This is a genomic window from Vibrio sp. R15-SG3-ISO1A, from assembly GCF_059833955.1.
This window is the reverse complement of the sequence record NZ_JCBDGH010000017.1, coordinates 1-3,817: the sequence shown is the minus strand read 5'-3', so window position 1 is coordinate 3,817 and position 3,817 is coordinate 1. Positions and strand designations below refer to the sequence as shown.

The window sequence follows — 3,817 nt, the reverse complement described above, 5'->3', positions numbered from 1 at the left end:
TCCGACCACCCATCACTGTCGGACATATCGGGGGCACCGGCAATGGTGTTTTCTTCATCGGCCCACTCGCCGAAATCGATCATTTGACACTGTTTACTGCAAAACGGGCGGTGAGGGCTTTTTTCGCTCCACTCGACGTTTTGGCCGCACTGTGGGCATGGAACCACGGTAATCTTAGACATCATGCTTTCCTATTTCTTCGGAGTTTAGCCGCAGTATACCGAACTTAGCGCCGCGCTTCATTAAACAGCGGGATGCCGATAGTAAAGGGGGAGCGATGCCGATGGCAAAGAGTGAGATTAGCTGCAGACGGCCAATTTAAATGGAATGCTCGAGGCACAGGCTTGGCCAGATTCAAAGTCGATGAACTTGATGGCGAAACGGTTTTTATGCCCGGAGATCATCGGGTAAACGCCCGTTTCTAGGGGGATTTCAAGACGTAGAATGTTGGCCTCTGTCGCATCACTCTGATAGAAGCCGTTGTTGGCAAGGCGCTCTCGCAGTTGACCGGTTTCACGCGTAAGACGCAGCCACAGTTTCAACGCTTGTGTCAGTGGGGCCAGGTTGGTGGACCACTTTTGCGCATCCGCTTGTTTTTTCTCAAGTGGAAGGTGGAGCCAGTGGTGCAGTGCCGGCAAGTCAAAACAGCATGAGCCGCCGGGCAGGTTAAAGCGTTGGCGAATGGCGCTTAAGAAGCGGTCTTCTTTCAGGCTCTGGCCAAAACGCTCCGCCGCCATCAGCTCGCTGTGCACGCCATCAATTTCATCCAATACCGCGCGCAGCATTTCCAGATTAACGCCATCGATATTGAGATAGGCTCGATAGCTAAGGCGCTGCTTTTCGATGTCTTTGGCTAACTCGCTTTTGAGCTGAATCTGCTCAAAGATTTCCAGCAGATCAAACAGGGAGCGGAAGAAGATCAGATGCTGCATTTCGTCACCAAACTGCGCCGCTTTATCCATCTGCGTCAGCAAGGCTTCAACGCGAAGATAAATGCGAGTTTTCTCATTGAGTGGGTGTTCGAAATAGTGCTTGGTCATTGATCAATGGCTCTGGGTTGTACTGCCTTTATTCTCACAGATTTTCCCTACAGATTTCTAGGAACTTTTGATGCAATTCTGTGATTTGAGGCAAAAGTTTCTCGTTTGTTGCATCATTTTTAATCACATCATCGGCAATCGCCAAACGTTCCTCTCGGCTTGCTTGCGCACTGAGAATCGCACGGGCTTGTTTTTCGTCGACATTGTCACGGGCCATCGTTCGCTCAATCTGAATTTCTGGCGCCACATCGACCACAAGGACGCGCTGAGCCAGTGCTTGGAGATTGTTTTCCACCATCAGAGGGATCACAAGCAGCGCATAGGGTGAGGTGACCTGCTCAAGCTCGGCGAGCATCTTTTGACGAATCATCGGGTGGAGCAGGTTATCCAGCCAGGTTTTCTCTTTGGGATCGGAAAAGATGGCTTCGCGCAGTGCGGCTCGATTCAAGCTGCCATCTGCTTGCAACATCGATGCGCCGTAGCGCTCGGCGATGGCTTTTAAACCCTCGCTGCCCGGTTTCACCACTTCGCGCGCTACGACATCGGCATCGACAATATCGATGGCAAAGTGTTGCTGAAATAGGTTTGCGACGGTGGTTTTACCACTGGCAATGCCGCCTGTTAATCCCACGATCAACGCCATATTAGATTCCTACCATCTCCGTCAGATACCAGTGAAGTAGACCATCGCCCCACATCATGCTGATAAAGCCAGCGATCGCGAGATAAGGGCCAAAGGGAAAGGCTTTGTCGATGCCTTGCTGCTTGAGCCTGAGTTGAATCAAGCCAAACATCAGCCCAACCACAGATGAAAGTAAGATGATCATCGGAAGTGCTTGCCAGCCGAGCCATGCGCCAAGGGCGGCGAGCAGTTTAAAATCGCCATAGCCCATGCCCTCTTTGCCAGTGACTAACTTAAACAGCCAATAGACGCTCCATAGGGCCAAGTAACCGGCCATCGCGCCAATGACGGCTTCCTCAAGCGAGACGGGGCTGATGTTCAATAGCGCCAGTGCCAACCCCGCCCACACCAGTGGTAACGTCAACTGATCGGGCAGTAGCATGGTGTCGAGGTCGATAAAGGTCGCGCAGAGAAGAACAAAGGTGAACAGCAGCAGCGCGAGGCTCATCACTGAGAAGCCAAATTGCCAGGCAACCAGTACAGATAGGCCAGCCGACAGCAGTTCAATTAAGGGGTAACGCGCACTGATGGGGGCTTGGCAATGAGCACATTGCCCCCGCAGCATCAGCCAACTGACCACCGGAATATTATCGATAAGGCGCAGTGGTGAGTCGCATTTTGGGCATGTCGAACGGGGAATGCTGAGATTATAGGTCCCTTCAGGGGGCGCTATCTTGTACTCAGGGAAGCTCTCGGCGCACTCGCTACGCCACTCTCGCTCCATAATGATGGGTAGGCGGTGGATCACCACGTTAAGAAAGCTGCCAATAATTAAGCCAAACACGCCTGCCAGCGTAGGAAAAAGCCAAGGGTAGTACTCAAACAGCGCAATCAAGAGAAGTGCCTTATCCAATCAATAGAGTGCTCATCTTATCCTAATACACTCATTAAGTTAAAGATGGGCAGGTACATAGCCACGACCAATCCTCCCACCACCACACCCAGGAAAATAATGATCAGTGGTTCGAGGATCTTGCCCAAGTTATCGACCGTGTTATCGACTTCAAACTCGTAGATGGTGGCGATTTTATTAAGCATATCATCAAGTCGCCCCGACTCTTCGCCGATCATCACCATTTGCAGTACCATCTCGGGGAATGATTGCGTATTTCGCATCGCAATGTACATCGGCATTCCGGCGGCGGTATCGTCATACACTTTATCAATTGCGGTTTGGTAATGCAGGTTGTTGGCGGTTTTCGCGGAGGTTTTGAGACTTGAGAGAATCGGAATGCCAGCGCTAAAGCTGGTGGCAAGCGTGCGGCTAAACTTGGCGATAGAGGCTTTGGTCAATACGCCGCCAATCACGGGCATTTTCAATCCTATCCGGCTCGATATCAGTTTGATTCGGGCCGATTTTTGTTTGGCGATTTTTAGCACAATGGCTGAAATACCCACGCCGAGCGCCGCAGGTAAGCTGTAGGTTTGGGTGAGATGAGACAGTTGGAGCACCTGTTGCGTAAACCAAGGCAGCTCGGCGCCAAACCCCTGAAACATGCTTTCAAACTCAGGAATGACCATAGTGAGCATCAAGTAGGAGACCCCCAACGCGGTGAATACTACCATCGCAGGGTAGATCAGCGCCTTGATGACTTTCGCGCGCAGCTGCTCCGATTTTTCACGATAGAGTGCAAGGCGTTCAAACACTTGTGGCAAGTTGCCCGCTTGCTCTCCGGTGGCGACCATATCGATGTACAAGGTATCAAAGTGGCTAGAGGCGTTGCGCATCGCTTTTGAAATCGGCGTACCGGCTTCAATGCTTTTGCCGATTTGTGCCAATACTGATTTCATTTCGGCTTTCTTGTGATTATCGCCCACCAACTTGATCGCCTGAATGATCGGAATGCCAGTGGCGAGCATGGTCGACAACTGACGGGTGAGAATGGTGATGTCTTTGCCCTTGATGCGCTGCGTTGCGCGGGTTATGGCGGAGACACTGCGTTTTTTGATCTTTTTAACTTGAATATGCTGCGCTTTCAGTTTGTCACGCACCTCGCTCTCGGTTAAAGCGAGATAGTGACCAGAGACTTTCTTCCCTGAACTATTGAGGCCTTTCCAGCGGTAGTTTTTCAGTTGTGCTTGTTTTTGGATGGGC

At 51.3% G+C, this 3,817-nt stretch carries 5 protein-coding genes; all 5 read right to left on the bottom strand.

The window, feature by feature from the left end; genetic code table 11:
- On the bottom strand, positions 1-182 hold a 182-nt coding region (yacG, locus tag AC6R0L_RS01745), incomplete at its 3' end, for a DNA gyrase inhibitor YacG (RefSeq protein WP_500628041.1).
- Between the two features lie 117 nt (positions 183-299).
- On the bottom strand, positions 300-1,040 hold the full coding sequence (gene zapD / locus AC6R0L_RS01740; protein ID WP_500628040.1) for a cell division protein ZapD: 741 nt from the start codon (positions 1,038-1,040) through the stop codon (positions 300-302).
- A 34-nt stretch (positions 1,041-1,074) separates the two neighbouring features.
- Positions 1,075-1,683, bottom strand: coding sequence for a dephospho-CoA kinase (coaE, locus tag AC6R0L_RS01735; RefSeq protein ID WP_500628039.1), 609 nt, complete (start codon positions 1,681-1,683; stop codon positions 1,075-1,077).
- A 1-nt stretch (position 1,684) separates the two neighbouring features.
- Positions 1,685-2,554 (bottom strand): prepilin peptidase, encoded by an 870-nt coding sequence (locus AC6R0L_RS01730; protein ID WP_500628043.1) that lies wholly within the window; start codon positions 2,552-2,554, stop codon positions 1,685-1,687.
- Positions 2,555-2,592: 38 nt separating this feature from the next.
- Positions 2,593-3,813, bottom strand: a complete 1,221-nt coding sequence (locus AC6R0L_RS01725; RefSeq protein WP_500628042.1) for a type II secretion system F family protein — start codon at positions 3,811-3,813, stop codon at positions 2,593-2,595.
- Positions 3,814-3,817: the final 4 nt, after the last annotated feature.

Coding starts and splice junctions, on each gene's coding strand:
- coaE (WP_500628039.1), bottom strand. CDS start 1,683: ATGGCGTTGATCGTGGGATTAACAGGCGGCATTGCCAGTGGTAAAACC.
- zapD (WP_500628040.1), bottom strand. CDS start 1,040: ATGACCAAGCACTATTTCGAACACCCACTCAATGAGAAAACTCGCATT.